This window comes from Bordetella sp. 15P40C-2 (assembly GCF_009763235.1).
GTDB lineage: Bacteria > Pseudomonadota > Gammaproteobacteria > Burkholderiales > Burkholderiaceae_B > Bordetella_A.
In genome coordinates this window covers 238,896-253,285 of sequence record NZ_WSJA01000002.1, presented here as the reverse complement: position 1 = coordinate 253,285, position 14,390 = coordinate 238,896, and the positions used below count along the sequence as shown (strand labels likewise).

The 14,390-nt window shown below is 60.5% G+C and carries 16 protein-coding genes and 1 tRNA gene; 8 read left to right on the top strand and 9 right to left on the bottom strand.

What is annotated here, in order from left to right:
* Positions 1-46: 46 nt before the first annotated feature.
* Positions 47-1,033, top strand: a complete 987-nt coding sequence (locus tag GOQ25_RS02010; protein WP_160348761.1) for a tripartite tricarboxylate transporter substrate binding protein — start codon at positions 47-49, stop codon at positions 1,031-1,033.
* 82 nt (positions 1,034-1,115) lie between these two features.
* Positions 1,116-1,189, top strand: a tRNA-Gly gene (locus GOQ25_RS02005).
* Positions 1,190-1,270: 81 nt separating this feature from the next.
* Here GOQ25_RS02005 and GOQ25_RS02000 read toward each other — a convergent pair.
* Positions 1,271-2,818, bottom strand: coding sequence for a hypothetical protein (locus GOQ25_RS02000; RefSeq protein ID WP_160348760.1), 1,548 nt, complete (start codon positions 2,816-2,818; stop codon positions 1,271-1,273).
* A 337-nt stretch (positions 2,819-3,155) separates the two neighbouring features.
* Between GOQ25_RS02000 and GOQ25_RS01995 the strand changes: the two genes are divergently transcribed.
* Both GOQ25_RS01995 and GOQ25_RS01990 read left to right on the top strand, forming a co-directional pair.
* Positions 3,156-3,398 (top strand): hypothetical protein, encoded by a 243-nt coding sequence (locus GOQ25_RS01995; protein WP_160348759.1) that lies wholly within the window; start codon positions 3,156-3,158, stop codon positions 3,396-3,398.
* Positions 3,399-3,533: 135 nt separating this feature from the next.
* Positions 3,534-4,196, top strand: a complete 663-nt coding sequence (locus GOQ25_RS01990) for a GntR family transcriptional regulator (protein WP_160348798.1) — start codon at positions 3,534-3,536, stop codon at positions 4,194-4,196.
* Positions 4,197-4,316: 120 nt separating this feature from the next.
* Here the strand turns inward: GOQ25_RS01990 and GOQ25_RS01985 are convergent, their stop codons facing one another.
* The 5 genes from GOQ25_RS01985 to GOQ25_RS01965 are packed head-to-tail and all read right to left on the bottom strand — an operon-like array spanning position 4,317 to position 6,962.
* Positions 4,317-5,240, bottom strand: coding sequence for an ornithine cyclodeaminase family protein (locus tag GOQ25_RS01985; RefSeq protein ID WP_160348758.1), 924 nt, complete (start codon positions 5,238-5,240; stop codon positions 4,317-4,319).
* A gap of 27 nt (positions 5,241-5,267) precedes the next feature.
* Positions 5,268-6,020, bottom strand: a complete 753-nt coding sequence (locus tag GOQ25_RS01980; RefSeq protein WP_160348757.1) for a sulfite exporter TauE/SafE family protein — start codon at positions 6,018-6,020, stop codon at positions 5,268-5,270.
* A 17-nt stretch (positions 6,021-6,037) separates the two neighbouring features.
* Positions 6,038-6,316, bottom strand: a complete 279-nt coding sequence (locus GOQ25_RS01975; protein WP_160348756.1) for a 2Fe-2S iron-sulfur cluster-binding protein — start codon at positions 6,314-6,316, stop codon at positions 6,038-6,040.
* Between the two features lie 3 nt (positions 6,317-6,319).
* Positions 6,320-6,640, bottom strand: coding sequence for a ferredoxin (locus GOQ25_RS01970; protein ID WP_236844448.1), 321 nt, complete (start codon positions 6,638-6,640; stop codon positions 6,320-6,322).
* A gap of 22 nt (positions 6,641-6,662) precedes the next feature.
* Positions 6,663-6,962: a 2Fe-2S iron-sulfur cluster-binding protein gene (locus GOQ25_RS01965; RefSeq protein ID WP_160348754.1), complete on the bottom strand. Its 300-nt coding sequence runs from the start codon at positions 6,960-6,962 to the stop codon at positions 6,663-6,665.
* 257 nt (positions 6,963-7,219) lie between these two features.
* Here GOQ25_RS01965 and GOQ25_RS01960 point away from each other — a divergent pair, with 257 nt between their 5' ends.
* The 4 genes from GOQ25_RS01960 to GOQ25_RS01945 all read left to right on the top strand — a co-directional run bounded on the left by GOQ25_RS01960 (position 7,220) and on the right by GOQ25_RS01945 (position 11,039).
* A complete protein-coding gene (locus GOQ25_RS01960; RefSeq protein WP_160348753.1) occupies positions 7,220-7,948 on the top strand; it encodes a TenA family transcriptional regulator in 729 nt (242 codons plus the stop codon).
* Positions 7,949-8,042: 94 nt separating this feature from the next.
* Positions 8,043-9,500, top strand: coding sequence for an aldehyde dehydrogenase family protein (locus tag GOQ25_RS01955; protein ID WP_160348752.1), 1,458 nt, complete (start codon positions 8,043-8,045; stop codon positions 9,498-9,500).
* A 38-nt stretch (positions 9,501-9,538) separates the two neighbouring features.
* Entirely contained in the window at positions 9,539-10,015 is a 477-nt protein-coding gene (locus GOQ25_RS01950; RefSeq protein WP_160348751.1) for a heme-binding protein, read from the top strand.
* A gap of 28 nt (positions 10,016-10,043) precedes the next feature.
* A complete protein-coding gene (locus GOQ25_RS01945; RefSeq protein WP_160348750.1) occupies positions 10,044-11,039 on the top strand; it encodes a 2Fe-2S iron-sulfur cluster-binding protein in 996 nt (331 codons plus the stop codon).
* Positions 11,040-11,134: 95 nt separating this feature from the next.
* Here the strand turns inward: GOQ25_RS01945 and yghU are convergent, their stop codons facing one another.
* From yghU to GOQ25_RS01930, 3 genes are all read right to left on the bottom strand, one after another.
* Positions 11,135-12,013 carry a glutathione-dependent disulfide-bond oxidoreductase gene (gene yghU, locus GOQ25_RS01940; protein WP_160348749.1) on the bottom strand — a complete coding sequence of 293 codons (879 nt, stop codon included), beginning with the start codon at positions 12,011-12,013 and terminating at the stop codon, positions 11,135-11,137.
* A 130-nt stretch (positions 12,014-12,143) separates the two neighbouring features.
* The gene (locus GOQ25_RS01935; protein WP_160348748.1) at positions 12,144-13,202 is read right to left on the bottom strand and encodes a phosphotransferase family protein; all 1,059 of its coding nucleotides are present in this window, start codon (positions 13,200-13,202) and stop codon (positions 12,144-12,146) included.
* The gene (locus tag GOQ25_RS01930; protein ID WP_160348747.1) at positions 13,195-14,388 is read right to left on the bottom strand and encodes an acyl-CoA dehydrogenase family protein; all 1,194 of its coding nucleotides are present in this window, start codon (positions 14,386-14,388) and stop codon (positions 13,195-13,197) included. Before GOQ25_RS01930 ends, GOQ25_RS01935 begins: the two co-directional genes overlap by 8 nt.
* Positions 14,389-14,390: the final 2 nt, after the last annotated feature.

Below are 14,390 nucleotides of genomic sequence, written 5' to 3'. Positions count from 1 at the left end.
ATAGACGCGGGCAGCAGTATCCATAACACTTATCAGGAGACAACCCATGACGGTGTCATTTATCTTCAAACCGCTACGTGCCGGCATCGCCGCTGCTCTCACGGCCATCGCGTTCAGTCCCGCCGTGGCATCGGCGGACTATCCAGATCGTCCGATTACCCTGTTGGTGCCGGCCGCGCCCGGCGGCACCACCGATCTCGCCGCGCGTCTGATTGCTCAGCCTTTGGGCGAAGCGCTCAAGCAAAGCGTCGTGGTCGAGAACAAGCCCGGTGCTTCTGGCAGCATTGCCTCGCAAGCCGTGGCCAAGGCCGCGCCTGACGGCTATACCTTGCTATTGCAATACTCCGGCTATAACGCGATTTCGCCGCACGTGCAGCCGACGGACTGGGACCCAATCAAGGATTTCGCGCCCATCGCGAATATTTTGTCGGCGCCGCAAGTCATCGTCGTGCGGCCGAGCCTGCCGGTGAATTCGCTCAAAGAGTTGATCGAATACGCGCGCGCCAATCCCGACAAGCTCAACTATGCGTCCTCGGGCAACGGCGCGCTGCAGCATGTGGCGACCGAGCTCTTGAAACAGATGGCAGACGTCAAGATTGAGCATATCCCCTATAAGGGGACCGGCCCGGCCTTGAACGATCTGCTCGGTGGCGCCGTGGATCTGACGATCACCACACCGCCACCCTTGCTCGGCCATATCGCGGCGGGCAAACTGCGCGCCCTCGCCGTGACAGGACCGAAGCGCTTGGCCTCCTTGCCCGACGTACCCACCGTGGCAGAAGCAGGCTACCCCGATCTGCTGGTTTCCTCATGGTTCGCGATGTACGCGCCGAAGGACACGCCAAAAGCCATCGTCGACAAACTGGCCGGCACCATCGAAGGCATCATGAAAACCGATGCGTTCCGCAAGAAAGCCGAAGAGCAGGGCGCGGAAGCCGACTTCATGGGCCCGGCCAAGCTGGCCGAGTACACCCAGGAGGAATACGACCGCTGGGGTAAGGTGGTGAAAGCGGCCGATATCAAGGCCAACTAAGTCGCCCGGCTTCGCGCGGGTTCAATCCCAAGCTATAATTCACACCCTCTGCCGCACCCACGCGGTGCGGCACGACACCCGAGCGGGTGTAGTTCAATGGTAGAACGGCGGCTTCCCAAGCCTCAAGCGTGGGTTCGATTCCCATCACCCGCTCCAATCCCATTTTGTATTGCCATCGGCCCAGGCTTACGAGACATGCTCTGCGTAGCACTGGGCCGTCGGCGTTTGCGCGTGTTCTTATGCTACGGGGCTGCCCCAGAGCGTGACTGTCACCACCGCCGCTAGCAGCAGCCCACAGACCACCGGAATCAGCAGTGCTCGCGCGACTTCCAGTACGGGTACTCTCGCAAAGCCCGCCACCGCGATCAGCGACGACCATGCGATCAGTGTGCCGCCGCCCGTCCAGATCGCGCCCATCTGCCCGAGCGCGGCCAGTGCCGCGGGGTCGATGCCCGCTGCCGGGCCCAACGCGCCTGCGACCGTGCCGGTCAATGGCAGACCGGAAAATCCCGATCCGTCGATGCCGGTGATCATGCCCATCAACAGTACGCCGAGCGCGACGAGCAACTGGCTGTCCGGTATCCATTGCTGGCCCGCCTGAACCAGCTCGAACAGCAGGTTCGGCACCGGTTCTCCAGGCGGGATGCCCAGGATGCTGCCGGCGGTACCGTCGGAGCCGATGAAGAAAAACCCGGCGATGGGCAATACCGATCCCATTGCCTTGAAGGCAAACACGAATCCATCGGTGAGATGGTCCGCTGCCAAGTCCAGCGTTTTGCGGAACCCTTCGGCCGCCATGGTGGCCCAGATCATCAGCAGTGCCGCTGCGCCGCCAATGAGCATCGCGGCTTCGCCACCCTTGAGTTCTGGTGCGCCGTCGATCAGTTTAGGCGCGATCATCACCAGCACGATCAGCAGAAACGTCAGCGGCGTGACGATTGCGAACAGGCGTGATGCGCGCGTATGTGCATCGCGCCGCAACTCGGCCTCGATCTCTTCATCAGTCGCGAGGTCATGGTCGTGGGCGGTGCCGCGTGCGATTTCCGCTTTGTCGAACGGGCCGGCACCGGGAAGTGGGCCTTGGTTCAAGCCGTTGGGCGTGAGTTCCCAGCGTTCCAGTAGCGCGTCACTGCCAGGCTGGATAAAACGACGAGTCTTCCCATAAGAGAGTGCGAGCGCGACGGCACCCACCACTAGCGACAGCACCAGGGCACGGTCGCCTACCAGGGCGGCGCTGAGACCGCCGGCCGCCTTGGCGCTGATGCCCGGGGCGACACCGATTACATAGTCCGAAGACAAAGCCATGCCTTGGCCCGCAATGGCGATCGCCATGGCCCCCGCCAGCGGCGGCAGACCGGCGGCGATGGCGGCCGGCAGTAGTACGGCAGCCACTAGCGGGACGGCGGGCGTGGGCCAGAAGAACAGGGATATCAAATAGGTGACCAAGGCCAGGATAAAGAACGAGATGTGCCCGTTGGTCATCACCGCCCGAAACGGCCGCACCATACGTACGTCCGAGCCGATATGCTTGAGCGAATTCAATAGCGCGGTCATCAGCGCAATGATCAGAAAGATATTGAACAGCTCTCTGGCCGCCGTCATGCTGCCGCTGAAAATACTGCCGATGCCGGTAATCAAGCTGCCTGACCACGCGAACGCGACGACGGCAGTCGCGATGATCGAAGGGACCACCACGTTGGCTCGATAAATCATTGTGATGATGATCACCACTACGCCGGCCAAGTAGGCCCAATTCGCCGGTCCTATGGCGATCGATGTATCCATGACAGCTGCTCCCCGGATGATAAGTAGACTGTCTGTATACAATATACATTCTGAGCAGCAAAATCCCCTGGTGTTTACCCGCAAAAGGCCGGCGCATCCCGAGTTGGAGGCGGCCGTACGGCTAAAAAATTAACAATCGGTATACAAATTGGCGGATTCGGGTGCATTGCAGGGCGATAACGGTGCAGATTTCGGTGCATTTGCGGCCAAAAAGCATCGTTTCGGGGCCCTATGTACTAATGAAGGGATACGGTATCCGGATAAACCCTTATAATTAGGGTATTCCATGATTCGCCGCCTGACATGTGTCGGGCTGGCAACGACTCCACTTCCTGCCATGACCGATTCCGTAATTGAATTTATGAACCCGAACCGCGATCCCCGTCGGCTGACCGAGGGATGGAATACGCTGCGTCAGGCTCGCCGTCCCGGCCTGATTGCTCGACTCGAGCGCGCATTTGTTGGTTGGCAAGAAGCCCGTCTGCGCACCCTGTCGCCAGAGCGCCTCTGGGCGCCCGCCATGCAAGATCTGCGTTCTTTCGCGGAGATCCGCCGCGAACGTAACGCCGCGACGCGCTAGATCACGCCGCCGTTGGGTCGTATCGGCTCGACACATGAATCCATATCCGTATACATTAGCCCATTGAGTAGTGCAGCCGGCGCGGATTCTTGGCTCCATGCGTCGGAAGCCAGAGCGGATTAAAAGATGGACACCATGCAAAGCACGACGCCTGTTGGCGGAGACAATCGAATTGGGCTGACTCATTCGCCGTTGACGCAATTGGTCGTGGACGCGCTACGAGAAAAGATTCTGAGCGGCGCGATCGCGCCCGGCGAACGTCTGGTCGAGGGTCGACTCTCGGAAGAGTTCTCGGTGTCGCGTATGCCGGTGCGAGAGGCGCTGCGTCAGCTGGCGGCTTGCGGATTGGTCACCATCGAGCCGCGCCGTGGCGCCTCGGTGACGCAGTTCGAGCGCGGGCAACTGCGTGAGCTGGTCGAGGTGCGCGCAACGCTCGAGGCGCTGAATGCGAAGCTCGCCGCGCAGCGTCATGACCCTGCGCAGATCGCGGATCTGGAAAAGTTGCTTGCCGAGGGCACGCGCTTGGCCGCCCATGCCGATATCGAGACACTCTCGCAGCTGAACCGCCGCTTTCACGAAGGGCTAGGCCGCGTCGCCGCCAATTCCGTGCTGCAAGAAGTCATGCTGTCGCTACGCGACCGTACCGCCGTGCTGTTCGCACCGTTCAGTGCGGCGCGCGCGCAGCAGAACTGGGAAGAGCACGCCGCGATTCTGCGTGCGGTGATCAAGGGTGATGCGGAACTCGCGAGTTTGCTGGCCGCTCGTCACGTGTATAACGCCGCGCAGATGGAGCCTTGACGGCTCATAGCTGATAGCTCATACAGATGGAGCCTTGGAGGCTCCATCTCGATAACCGCTTGCAGTTTACGCATCGCAGCGATCCATGACGCCAGGAGCGGCGCGACACCGCCCGGCTCGCTAAATGCCCTTTGCGCCTTGCAACCGCTGATAGGCCAATCCTGCAAGCGCCACATCTTCGAGTCCGACTCCCACCGCTTTGTATAGCGTGATGTCGCTGGCATCTTGCCTCCCCGGGTGTGCGCCAGTGATCAAGGCGCCGAGCTCCACTGTCCGACCATCGATGCCTAAAGTCGTATCGGCTAATACCAAGTCGCCCGCTTCACGAAAGCTTTGGGGCAGCCATTCGACCGCGATCAATGCCGCCCGTGCAAGCGCGGTGTCGTCGAGTTCGCGCGTTTCGGGCAGGCTGGATCCAATGGCGGCGACGAATGTTCCGGGCGCCAGACGCAACCCATCGAATAGCGCCTCGCGTGAGCGCGTCGCGGTCACCACGATATCGCTGTGCTCGATGGGCGCCACGTCAGGGCTGCGACGCACCTCGACGCCGCAGTCGCGTTCCAATTCTTGTAGCAGGGCATCGCTGGCCCAGGGATCCGACACCGTGATGCGGTCCAAGGGGTAGGCGCGCGCCAGCTGCCGTGCATGCGCTTGTCCTTGCACGCCGGCGCCATACAGCATCAGCCGCCGACTTTCCGGGCGTGCCAGGTACGATGCCGCCACGACCGTGCTGGCGGCGGTGCGCAGGCGGGTAATGGCGTTGGCTTCCAGCGTGGCCAAGGGACGTCCATCTTCGGTGGAGAACAGCAGAATGACGAAGTCGAACTTTCCCTTGATGGTGGTGTAGACCTTGGCGCCCGCGACCCGCAGGCCGGGGATGACGGCGCCCATGGTCGACAGTTTTACGCCACCGGCCTCGGTGCGTTCGCGCGTCTGCATGGCGGCTTCGCCTTGTCCAAAGCAGGCGAAGGCTTCGCGCAAGATTTGCTGTGCGGCGGCAGCGTCGATGAGTTCATCGACCATCGCATCAGTGATATGTAGCATTCTTAGTTCCTTGTAGCCAGGTGCGGCTCAATCGTTTAGCAGCACTTGAATCAGAACGCCGGCGGCACCGAGTGATGCGATGGCCAGCAAATATCGGCGTATCCTTTGTTGAGAAAAACGTTTGGCCATTGGCGTCGATAACCAGAAACCGGCGCCCATCCAGGGCAATAACGCCAGACTGATCCACCATTGCAAGGACGACATGCGTCCCGCCCAGCTCAATGCAACCAGCGAGACAATGGTGCCGATGAAAAAAACGATGCCCAAGGTCGCGCGTATCGTGGCGGGACGCAGGCTTTGCATGGCAACCGCATAGGGCGGGCCGCCCGCGCTGGTGATGGTTCCCATCAAGCCCGATGCCACCCCCGCGACAGCGAGATTCGACATGCTGGGGCGCGCACGCCAGCCGATGAGACTCAAGGCCACGCCAGTCAGGATCATGAGCGCGAACATAAGTGACATGGTGCGCGTACTGAAATAGGCTAGGCAACCCGCCGCGAGCACGGTGCCCGCGACGCGCCCGGCCAGCGTCGCGCCAGCTATGCGCCAGTCCATCGCAGGACGTTCGCGTAAATAGGCTAACAAGGCCAGTGGCGCGCCCACGGCCAGCAAGGGCCCGGGCACCAACTGCGGAAAAAGCAGCGCCGCGATGGGCGCGCAAAACATCGCGTAACCCAAGCCGCCGATGCCTTGCAGCCAGGCGCCGGCAGCCACCATGAACCCCATGCCCAGGTAGACGTTCCAACTGAGCTCGTGCGTCAGCTGCGACACGCTTTGCATGACAGCCACGTCGCGCGCTACCAGGAGACAGAGATATCGCCGTGAACAAAGGTCTGGCAGGCCAGACGTCGACCCTGAGCCAGTTGTTCTTCGGTGAGATGCTTGCGTTCTTTGGGTTTAACGTCATCGACGTTTTCGCGGCCACTGTCGATGGTGCATTTGCAGGTGCCGCACAGACCCCCGCCGCATTTGAAGGGGATGCCGCCCTGAGCGCGCAACGAAGCACGGAGCAGGTTGGTTTTTTCGGGGAACTCGGCGGTCTTGCCGTCGTTGGTGGCGAATGTGATGCGGATCATGAGTCAGGCCTGTTTAATGTGACTGGTAGCGCTAGCGGGTTCAAGCCGTGCGTCGAGTCCGCCGTAAGAGCAGAGCTGATCCAGCTCGCGGCGCGCGGCCTCATAGCTGTCGAAGCGCTCGAGGAATTTCGAAGGCACGACGTTAATCACGCCGCTTTCGTCTTCCTCGATGACGCGCACGCGCGTCTCCTTGTGCAGCTCGCCGATTTGGAAGCAGGCGCGCAAACGACCGCACAAGTAGTAGTTCCATGCTTCGAGGACGGTGATGTCGTTGCCGGCTTCGGTTCGATACTGTCTGGGCTTAGAAGTCAGAATGACGTACATGGGGAATGCTCCCGCCGTTGGTTCAGGCTGTCGGTCCTTGACGCAGCTCGATGTCATGCTCGAGCCACAGTTGGCAGGCCAGGCGATAGCCTTGTTCAAGGCGATCCCCCAGTTGTTTTTTTTCTTTCCAATTCGGCGGCGGCAGGTGTTCGGCGCCGGCCAGCACTTCGCATGCGCAACGGGCGCACTTGCCCATGCCGCATTCATAGCTCAGGTGCGGGTAGGGGAATTGTTTGATTCCCGCCCGGACGACCAGGTTCGATCCCGTCTTGATTTCGTCTTCGAACGTCTGGCCGTTTTTGTGAAAGATGACTCGTGGCATGTGGCGACTCCCAGCCGATAAAGCGTGAACGTTTGGATACTGTATACTAAATCTAACGCGGCCGCCAGGTGATCCTCGCCGTCCCGCCACGCACAGGCCAGATCTCGCCTTGATTTATTGGGGATTTTGCGAGAAGTGGGGTTTTCCCCTAAACCCAAAGCGTTGACTGACGATCTATTTGGTATACAGTATTCACATCGTCGCATTCATCGGCATTCTGAACTTGCGGCGTCCTACCCACAACCGAGGTAATAGTCATGACTCAACTGTTGAACCGCGACGAATTCCGCACCGCTCTGGAAAACGCCATCACGGGCAAAAGCGCGAACAAGGCTCCCTTTAGCATCGCTTGGGCCGAAGGCAAGCTGACCCGTGCGCATCTGGCCCGCTGGGCAGAGAATCACTATCACTATGTTGGCCCCTTCGCCGACTATCTGGGCTACCTGTATGCGCGTACGCCCGACCATATGACCGAGGCCAAGGACTTCTTGCTGGCCAATATGTATGAGGAAGAAATCGGCGGCGATCGCCATACCGATCTGCTGATCCGTTTCGCCGAGGCATGTGGCACGACGCGCGAGCGCGTGGTGAATCCGGACAATATGTCGCCGACCACGCGCGGTCTGCAAGCCTGGTGCTACACCGTTGCCATGCGCGAAGACCCGGTGGTCGCCGTCGCGGGTCTGGTGGTGGGCCTGGAATCGCAGGTGCCCGCCATCTATCGCAAGCAAACGCCCACGTTGCGCGAAAAGTACGGCTTTACCGACGAAGAAATCGAGTTCTTCGATCTGCACATCGTGTCCGACGAAATCCATGGTGAACGCGGCTACCAGATCGTACTGGAGCACGCCAACACACCGGAGCTGCAACAGAAATGTCTGCGCATCTGCGAGATCGGCGCGCAGATGCGTCTGCTCTATACGACGGCGCTGTACTACGACTACGTGGCCAACGACGTTTCGCGCGAAGAGCTCGCAGTGGCTTGAGCGATTGAGGCGCCAGCAGGCGCTTCGCTGAGAGCGTCCCGCCGGTCATTTGCGCGGGACGCGACTCCCCATCCTTCTTTCTTCGAGCAGCGGCATGACTGATTCCATCAAGCATTACGACAACTACATTGACGGCCAGTGGCAGCCTTGCCAGTCCGGCCGGACGTTCGACAATATCAACCCCGCCGACACCGTTATGGTGGTGGGGCGGTTTCAAGCGTCGGGCGCAGCGGATGCGGAACTCGCCGTATCCGCTGCGGCGCGGGCGTTTGCAAGCTGGCGCGCGACGCCGATTGGTAAGCGCGCGAAGATATTGAACGATGCCGCTGCGTACTTGGAAGCGCATGCCGCGCGCTTTGCGGAAGATCTGACCCTCGAAGAAGGCAAGGCGTTGAATCAAGCGCGCGATGAAGTGATGCGCAGCGCGCAAACGCTGCGGTTTTATGCGGTCGAGGGGCAGACGTTTGGCGGAGAAACGTATCCGCAAGATGACCCTTCACAATATGTGTACAGCCATCGCGAGCCGCTGGGTGTTGTGACGGTCATATCCCCTTGGAACTTTCCGGCTTCCATTCCCGCGCGCAAGATCGCGCCGGCGTTGATCACGGGCAACACGGTGGTCTTCAAGCCTTCGTCGGATGCGCCGTTAAGCGGCCTGCACCTGGTCGAGGCGCTGGTGCATGCCGGCATTCCTGCGGGTGTCATCAATTGCGTGACGGGGCGGGCTGGCGATGTGGGGCCGGTCATCACCACGTCGGAAGCCGTGCGCGCGATTTCGTTTACCGGGTCGACCCAGGCTGGCGAACATATTCAGCGCAGCGTGCATCTGACGACGCGGCTGCAGATGGAATTGGGCGGCAAGAATCCGCTGATCGTGATGGAAGATGCGGACCTGGACGCCGCGGTCGATCTGGCGATCAAAGGGGGCTTCTCGCTGACCGGGCAAGCTTGCACGGGGACCAGCCGCATCATTGTGATCGCCGAGGTCAAGCAGGCATTTACCGAGAAACTGCTCGAACGGGTCAAGACGCTGAAGATCGGGCCGGGGATGACCTCGGGCATGGACCTGGGGCCACTGGCCACGGCCAAACAACTCGATACGGTGCTGCGTTACATCGACATCGGGCGCGGTGAAGCCAAGCATTTATACGGCGGCGAACGGCTCAAGGGCGGTGATTATGACCGTGGCTATTATGTGTCGCCTGCTGTCTTTACCGATGTGACGCAGGATATGCGCATCGCGCGCGAAGAAATATTCGGCCCGGTGCTCGCCATTATCGAGGCACGCGATTTCACCGATGCCATGGCCAAGGCGAACGACACCGAGTATGGGCTGTCGGCCGCAATCGCGACGCAGAACCCGCGTTATATGCACCAGTTCGCTAATGACATCGAGGCGGGCACGGTGAAGATCAATCGCACGACGACAGGCAATCTTGTGAACGCGCCGTTCGGTGGTCTTAAACATTCCAGCACGTCGACCTTCCGGGAATCGGGACGTGCCGGCCTGGATTTCTTTACGCAGATCAAAACCATCTATCGCGGCATCTGAGCCGTCGGTCATCACTCTTATTCGAAACGGATCGATCCATGAAGAACGCATTGAAACTGGAACTGAGCGAGGCTCGCATCATGGCTGCCGCTGCGTTGAAAAAAGCGCAGGAGATCGGTGTGCCCGAAACCGTTTGCATTACCGACGAAGGTGGTTTTCCCCTCGTGATGGAGCGCATGGACGGCGCGCGCGTGACGGGGCCGCAAATCGCTTGGAACAAGGCATTCACCGCTGCGGGCCACAAGCGTTCGACGCACTTGTTCAATACGCCGCCTAACGGTCCGGCCTTGCCGGGCAACGAGGCCTTTGGCATTCAATGGAGTTTCGACGGCAAGTTCGCGGTGTTCGTGGGTGGCTATCCTATTGTGGTCAACGGTGAAGTGATTGGCGGAGTGGGTCTGTCGGGTGGCAACGGCGAACAGGACACGGCCTGCGGCGTGGCAGCGCTGGAGGCCCTGCGCGAGCATCTGCAAGGCACGGCGGAAGTCGTCGTGCAGGCCGATATCAAGAAGTAAGCATCGCGCGCAAGACAGGAGATCGCACATGGCACATCGCGTCTTGTGGCTGCAAAGCCAGCAGCAATTCGAGGTCAGCGACGGCGAGACGTTGCTCGATGCAGCGAGCCGTCAGGGCGTGGAGCTGCCGCACGAGTGCACGTTTGGAGGTTGCGGTACCTGCCGCATTCAAGTCCTCGAAGGCAGGGTCGATTATGAAGAGCTGCCGCTGGCCTTGACGGAAGAGGAACACGCGCAGGGCGTGGGGCTGGCGTGCCAGGCACGTGCGATGACTGATCTCGTGATCAGCGTGGAGCGTTCGACTGGATGCTCCGACCCGACGCTGCTGGAAGCGGAAGTGGCCGATGTGCGACTGTTAAGCCATGATGTCTATCATCTGCAGCTGCGGTTGCCGGATGAGCACGGTATTGTTTACCGCCCCGGACAGTATCTCAATATTCATCTTGATGATGCGTCTCACCGTAGTTTTTCCATGGCGAATCCGCCCGATGCAGGACGAGTGGATTTGCAGATACGGCGTATCCAGGGAGGCTACTTTACGGACCGGCTGCTGAGCCAGATGCAGCCGGGGCATCGGCTCAGTGTGGAGATGCCGCATGGCGCGTTTTACTATCGGGCACAGGATTATCGGCCGATGGTGTTTGCCGCGACCGGCACGGGTATTGCACCCATCAAGGCGATTCTTGAATCGCTGCTCGACGACGATGATTGCCCGCCGGTGAGTTTGTATTGGGGCATGCGCAACGAGTTGGATCTTTATCTGGCAGAGCAAATCGAAAGCTGGCGAGATCGCCTCTATGAGTTCGAGTTTGTGCCCGTGCTGTCGCGCCCGTCGGGGCAATGGCAAGGTCGCAAAGGCTATGTGCAGGACGCCGTGCTGCAAGATCTGCCTGACCTATCCGAGCATTCGATCTATCTTTGCGGATCGCCGCTTATGATTCAGGATGCGAAGACGCGGTTCGTGGGCGCGGGCGCCGAGGCAGCGCATTTGTACAGCGATAGTTTTATCTTTCAATCGCGCTGAGGCGCGACGAACTGCACCGCTAGGCTGATTCGTGTACAGCCTATGCGGCGCAGTTTAAGGATCATTCTCGTTATCAGGCTGCGTAAAATATCCCGTTAGCCTTGATTGGCATCGAGTTTGTCCTGCGTCTTGGTGTCAAAATCGCTGGCGTCGTGGCGTTCGCGCAATTGCTCATGCGGCTCGCCGCTCAAGCGATTGACCATACGGCCCCGCTTGACGGCGGGGCGGGCATAGATCTTCTCGGCCCAGCGTTGAACGTTCTTGTATTCGTGCACGCTCAGGAATTCCGCGGCACCATACTGCCATCCCATGACGAGCCCACCATACCAGGGGAACACCGCGATGTCGGCAATGGTGTATTCGTCGCCGGCCAGATAAGGGGTTTCGCCTAGTCGGCGGTCGAGCACGTCGAGCTGGCGCTTGGCTTCCATGGCGAAGCGATCGATGGCGTATTCGATTTTCACCGGCGCGTAGGCGTAGAAATGGCCAAAGCCGCCGCCCAGATAGGGCGCGCTGCCCATTTGCCAGAAGAGCCAGTTCAGGGTTTCCGTCCGTTGCGCCAGATCCTTGGGCAGGAACGCGTCGAATTTCTCGGCCAGATACAACAGGATCGAACCCGATTCGAACACGCGGATGGGCTTGTCGCCGCTGCGATCCATCAGAGCTGGGATCTTGGAGTTCGGGTTCACGTCGACAAAGCCGCTGCCGAACTGGTCGCCATCGCGAATGTTGATCAGCCAGGCGTCGTACTCGGCGCCCTTATGCCCTAATGCCAACAGCTCTTCGAGCATGATGGTGACCTTGATGCCATTAGGGGTGCCTAGTGAGTAGAGCTGCAGCGGGTGACGTCCGACCGGGAGTTCTTTTTCATGCGTGGGGCCCGCGATGGGGCGGTTGATGCTGGCGAAGTGTCCGCCGCTAGGCTGGGTCCAGGTCCATACTTTTGGGGGGGTGTACTCGGGAGTATCTGCCATGCTGGTCTCCGTGTGGCCATAAGGTCGATCCGCGCACGCCGAAGCGTGCGCGCTTAGATGATCGATTCTAGTGGAATGTTCGCGAATGGCCGAGTGCGATGTGAGACCTGCTGCCGGTATAAAACCTCATTCACAAAGAGGTTACTTGAGACCAGGCAATGTCGGCGACGCGCGCAAATCGGTTGCCCATGTCCTCGGCATTCGCGTTGGCAGCCGTGCCTCGCAGCACGCGCCCTTTGATGCCATGCAAGATGGCCGCAAAGCGGAACATGTTGAAGACGATGTAGAAATCCAGGTTGGGGATGCTCGTGCGTTCTGTGCGCTCGCAGTAGGCCTGCACATACGCGCTCTCGTCGGGCAAGCCAGCCGCTTGCAGGTCCAGTCCGGCAATGCCACCCAGGATATCGGGTGGCATGCGAAACATCATTGCGTGGTAGGCGAAATCCGCCAACGGGTCGCCTAGCGTGGACAGCTCCCAGTCCAGCACGGCTAATACACGCGGCTCCGTCGGATGAAAAATCATATTGTCCGCGCGAAAGTCGCCATGCGTGAGCGCGACGGATTCGGTATCGGGGAGATGGGCGGGTAACCACTCGATCAGCTTATCCATCGAGGGGTGACGTCCCGCCAACTCATCGTCGAGATATTGGCGGGTCCAGCGGTCGATCTGGCGCTTGATATAGCCTCCTGGACGTCCATAGTCGGACAGGCCGATGGCCTGGTAGTCCACGCGATGCAACGCGGCTAGCGTGGCGTTCATCGCATTCATGTATTGTGCGCGGTCCTCTCGCGGTACGTCGCAGAAGCTCGCGTCCCAGAATATCCGGCCCTCGACCATGTCCATGACGAAGAACCAGCTGCCAAGCACGCTCTCGTCGGTGCACAGGCCATGCACGCGTGGAACGGGATAGCCCACTTGGGCCAGTGCCTGCATCACGCGCGCCTCGCGTTCGATGGCGTGTGCGCCCTTGAGTAAAACGCCGGGAGGTTTGCGCCGCAGGACATAGATGCGGCTTGGCGTGCGTAGGCGATAGGTGGGGTTGGATTGGCCGCCCTTGAATTGATCGATGCTTAGCGGGCCCTCGAAACCCGGGACATTGGCTTGCATCCAGGCGAGCAGGGCATGTGCATCGATGCGATGTTCGGCGCGCACCGGCATGGTGCCGGCATAGGTATTGGCGTCACCCATGCGTGGCTCCTTGCATTGCATCACGCTTGATTTTTTTGGCCAGGGACCATTTGTGTACTTCAGTGGGGCCGTCGTAGATGCGAAATGCCCGGACTTCGCGAAAGACTTGTTCCACGACCGTATCGCGCGACACGCCCGTGCCGCCCATGATCTGTACACACCGATCCGCGACGCGAAAGAGCGCGTCGGAGACAGCGACCTTGGCCATGGAGCTCTCTGTCGTGGCTTGCGACCCGGCATCCAACACATCGGCGCACCAATCGATCATGAGCGCCGCCTGCTGCAGATCGATCTGGTTATCCGCCAGCATGAAGCCCACGCCCTCGTGATCGATCAGCGCTTTGCCAAAGGCTTGCCGCTTGACGGCGTAAGCCGTGGCGATTTCGTTGGCGCGTACCGCGGCGCCGAACCAGCGCATGCAATGCGACAGGCGCGCGGGCGCGAGGCGTACTTGCGCATAACGGAAGCCTTCGTGGGCCTGGCCCAATACGTCTTCGTCCGGCACGATAAGATTGTCGATGACGATCTGTGCGTGCCCGCCGGGCATGGAGCTATCGATGGTGTCGAGAACCCGCTCGATACGGATGGCGGGATGCGGTAGCGCGACGAGGAACATCGTGGCCTGAATCTTTTCGCCGGTGTTGCTGCGGGCCATCACGATGCCGACTTCCGCGCCGTCAGCTCCCGTGATGAACATCTTGCGCCCCTTGATGACCCAATGCCCGTCTTGGCGGACAGCCGTGGTCTGCAGCATCGACGGATCGGATCCCGCGCCGCCTTCCGTAGCGGGCTCGGTCATGAAAAACGCGGACCGCGCATGGCCGCTGACGAGTCGATCGAGATACTTGGCTTTCTGTCCGGGCGTGCCAACTTTGCCTAGCAGAAACATATTGCCCTCGTCGGGCGCCATGGTGTTGACGGCGATAGGCCCGAGCGGTGACAGCCCGGAGCGTTTGAGCACGGCGGCGGTTTCGCGCTGCGTCAGGTGAGTGCCATCGTCAAGAATATGCGGCGTCATGACGCCTGCCTCGCGCGCGCGCGCCCGCAGTTCTTGCACCAGTGCCTGGGCGGGACCATGGCTGGTGCAGCGCGGGTCATTTTCGTAGGGCACGACCACGTTACGGACAAAAGCCTCGACGCGTTCTCCGATCTCGCGGCTGCGGTCGCTAGGGTAGGGCGTATACATGG

Bases quoted from the DNA above. Each gene is read 5' to 3' on its own strand.
- GOQ25_RS02000 (WP_160348760.1), bottom strand. From the start codon at position 2,818: ATGGATACATCGATCGCCATAGGACCGGCGAATTGGGCCTACTTGGCC.
- GOQ25_RS01980 (WP_160348757.1), bottom strand. From the start codon at position 6,020: ATGCAAAGCGTGTCGCAGCTGACGCACGAGCTCAGTTGGAACGTCTAC.
- GOQ25_RS01970 (WP_236844448.1), bottom strand. From the start codon at position 6,640: ATGTACGTCATTCTGACTTCTAAGCCCAGACAGTATCGAACCGAAGCC.
- GOQ25_RS01945 (WP_160348750.1), top strand. From the start codon at position 10,044: ATGGCACATCGCGTCTTGTGGCTGCAAAGCCAGCAGCAATTCGAGGTC.
- yghU (WP_160348749.1), bottom strand. From the start codon at position 12,013: ATGGCAGATACTCCCGAGTACACCCCCCCAAAAGTATGGACCTGGACC.
- GOQ25_RS01985 (WP_160348758.1), bottom strand. From the start codon at position 5,240: ATGCTACATATCACTGATGCGATGGTCGATGAACTCATCGACGCTGCC.
- GOQ25_RS01930 (WP_160348747.1), bottom strand. From the start codon at position 14,388: ATGTATACGCCCTACCCTAGCGACCGCAGCCGCGAGATCGGAGAACGC.
- GOQ25_RS01950 (WP_160348751.1), top strand. From the start codon at position 9,539: ATGAAGAACGCATTGAAACTGGAACTGAGCGAGGCTCGCATCATGGCT.
- GOQ25_RS01955 (WP_160348752.1), top strand. From the start codon at position 8,043: ATGACTGATTCCATCAAGCATTACGACAACTACATTGACGGCCAGTGG.
- GOQ25_RS01990 (WP_160348798.1), top strand. From the start codon at position 3,534: ATGCAAAGCACGACGCCTGTTGGCGGAGACAATCGAATTGGGCTGACT.
- GOQ25_RS01965 (WP_160348754.1), bottom strand. From the start codon at position 6,962: ATGCCACGAGTCATCTTTCACAAAAACGGCCAGACGTTCGAAGACGAA.
- GOQ25_RS02010 (WP_160348761.1), top strand. From the start codon at position 47: ATGACGGTGTCATTTATCTTCAAACCGCTACGTGCCGGCATCGCCGCT.
- GOQ25_RS01935 (WP_160348748.1), bottom strand. From the start codon at position 13,202: ATGGGTGACGCCAATACCTATGCCGGCACCATGCCGGTGCGCGCCGAA.
- GOQ25_RS01960 (WP_160348753.1), top strand. From the start codon at position 7,220: ATGACTCAACTGTTGAACCGCGACGAATTCCGCACCGCTCTGGAAAAC.
- GOQ25_RS01975 (WP_160348756.1), bottom strand. From the start codon at position 6,316: ATGATCCGCATCACATTCGCCACCAACGACGGCAAGACCGCCGAGTTC.
- GOQ25_RS01995 (WP_160348759.1), top strand. From the start codon at position 3,156: ATGACCGATTCCGTAATTGAATTTATGAACCCGAACCGCGATCCCCGT.